Annotated in this window: 3 protein-coding genes; 2 read left to right on the top strand and 1 reads right to left on the bottom strand. The window is 72.9% G+C overall.

The window, feature by feature from the left end; all coding sequences use genetic code 11:
* Positions 1-825, bottom strand: an 825-nt coding sequence (gene ku, locus VR44_RS38740) for a non-homologous end joining protein Ku (protein ID WP_045952380.1), incomplete at its 3' end; no start/stop codon positions are given.
* A 40-nt stretch (positions 826-865) separates the two neighbouring features.
* Here ku and ligD point away from each other — a divergent pair.
* Together ligD and VR44_RS38750 are read left to right on the top strand one after the other, a co-directional pair.
* Entirely contained in the window at positions 866-1,762 is an 897-nt protein-coding gene (ligD, locus tag VR44_RS38745; RefSeq protein ID WP_045952381.1) for a non-homologous end-joining DNA ligase, read from the top strand.
* Positions 1,759-2,444 (top strand): ATP-dependent DNA ligase (locus VR44_RS38750; RefSeq protein WP_052714033.1); only part of this gene is annotated, 686 nt, incomplete at its 3' end. The genes ligD and VR44_RS38750, both read left to right, overlap by 4 nt.

Raw genomic sequence — 2,444 nt, forward strand, 5'->3', positions numbered from 1 at the left:
CCGAATAGGCGTCACCTCGGCCTCCCCACCCCCGCCCCCGTCCCCGCCCCGCGACGCCCGAGCCGCCCGTACGCTGCTCTCCAGCGCCGCCATCAGGTCGATCACCTGCCCGCCCGCCGGCTGCACCACCGCCTCCGACGGCTCGAACGCACCCCCCGCCTTCGCCGCGATCATCGCCTCCACGGCCTCCCGGTAGTCGTCGTGCAAGGACGACATCTCCACCTCCCCCAACGTCGCCATCAGCGCGTCCGCCAGATCCAGCTCCGCCTCCCGCACCGAGACCGACGCCTCCGGCGCCACCCCCTCCGGCACCCGGATCTCGTCGGGCCACAGCAGCCCGTGCATGGCGATGACGTCGTCGACGACCCGCAGCATCCCCAGCCGTTCCCGCCCCCGCAGCGCGAACTTGGCGATGGCCACCTTCCGGCTCCGCTTCAGCGCCTCCCTCAGCAGGGTGTACGGCTTCGCCGCCGTGGCCCCGTTCGCCGCCAGGTAATAGGCGGAATCCATCTGCAGCGGATCGATCTCATCGGCCGGCACGAACGAAACGATCTCGATCGTCTTCGCCGTGGCGATCGGCAGCTGCGCCAGGTCCTCGTCCGTGATCGGCACGATCGACCCGTCCGCCTCCTCGTACCCCTTGCCGATCTCGTCCGAGGGCACCTCCTCCCCGTCCAGCTCGCACACCTTGCGGTAGCGGACGCGTCCGCCGTCCGTCACGTGGATCTGGCGGAAGGAGATGGAATGGCTCTCGGTGGCGTTCACGAGCTTGATCGGGATGCTGACCAGGCCGAAGGAGATCGCCCCGTTCCAAATGGATCGCACGGTTCCTCCAGATTCGCCTGATTCATGGCAGTCTCATCGTATGACGCCGATCACATCAGTGGAGGGGCGTCGCATCGCGCTCAGCAACCTGGACAAGGTCCTGTACCCGCGGACCGGCTTCACGAAGGGCGAGGTGCTGCACTACTACGCCACCATCGCGCCTGCCCTCCTCGCGCACATCCATGACCGCCCGGTGTCGTTCCTTCGCTATCCGGACGGCCCCGACGGCCAGCTGTTCTTCACCAAGAACCCGCCGCCCGGCACCCCCGCCTGGGTGAAGACCGCCCCCGTGCCCCGCTCGGAGGACCCCGGGGCCGAACAGGTGCTCGTGTCCGACATGCCGGCCCTCATCTGGGCCGCCAACCTGGTGGTCGAGTTCCACGTCCACCAGTGGCCCGCCTCCACCCCCGCCGTGGCCGACCGCCTCGTCCTCGACCTGGACCCCGGCCCGCCCGCGACCGTCGTCGAGTGCTGCGCCGTCGCCCTCTGGCTGCGCGACCGCCTCGCCGCCGACGGGCTGCACGCGTACGCCAAGACCTCCGGCTCCAAGGGCCTGCACCTGTCCGTCGCCGTGGAGCCGGCCCCGTCCGCCCGGGTGTCCGCGTACGCCAAGCGCCTCGCCCAGGAGGCGGAGGCCGCCCTGCCCGATCTGGTCGTGCACCGCATGGCCAAGGCCCTGCGCCCCGGCAAGGTCTTCGTCGACCACAGCCAGAACGCCGCCGCCAAGACCACCGCCGCCCCCTACACCCTGCGCGCGCGGGCCCTGCCGACCGCCTCCGCCCCCGTCACCTGGGCCGAGCTGAGGTCCTGCAAGGACCCCTCCGACCTGCTGTTCCTCGCCGACGACATCCCGCCCCGCCTCGAACGCGACGGAGACCTCCTGGCCCCCCTCCTCGACCCGGCGCAGGCCGGGACGCTGCCCGGGAACCCCCGATGACACCGCCCGCCGTGCGCGTGGCCCTGGCCGCCTCCGTGCGCACGCTCCCGCGCGGCCCGGGCCTGGCCTACGAGCCGAAGTTCGACGGCCACCGCATGGTCGTCCTCCGCACGGCGGAGGGCGTCGTCCTCCAGGCCCGTAGCGGCCGCACCGTGACCGCCGCCTTCCCCGACCTGGAGGCGGCCGCGCGACAGCTGCCCGCCGGAACCGTCCTGGACGGGGAGGTGGTGGTCTGGCACGCCGGCCGTACGGACTTCGCCCTGGTCCAGCGCCGCGCCGCGGCCACCCCGGCCCGCGCCGCCGCCCTGGCGCGCACGCTCCCCGCCTCGTACGCGGCCTTCGACGTCCTGGAACTGTCCGGCCTCGACGTACGCGCCCAGCCCTACGAACGCCGCCGCGCCCTCCTGGTCGACCTCCTCGTCCCCCTCGGCCCGCCCCTCCAGCCGGTGCCGATGACCACCGACCCGGACCTGGCCGAGACCTGGTACGAGACCCTGCCCGCGAGCGGCATCGAGGGGCTGGTCGTCAAACGCCTGGACCAGCCCTACCCGTCCGGCCGCCGGGCCTGGCGCAAGCTCCGCCACACCAACGTCCGGGACGCGGCGGTGATCGGCTACACGGGCACCGCGCGCCGCCCGCTCGCCCTGGTCCTCGTCCTCCCCGGGGAGGACGAGGACCAGGG

The organism is Streptomyces katrae, assembly GCF_000966975.1.
GTDB classification, from domain to species: Bacteria; Actinomycetota; Actinomycetes; order Streptomycetales; family Streptomycetaceae; genus Streptomyces; species Streptomyces katrae.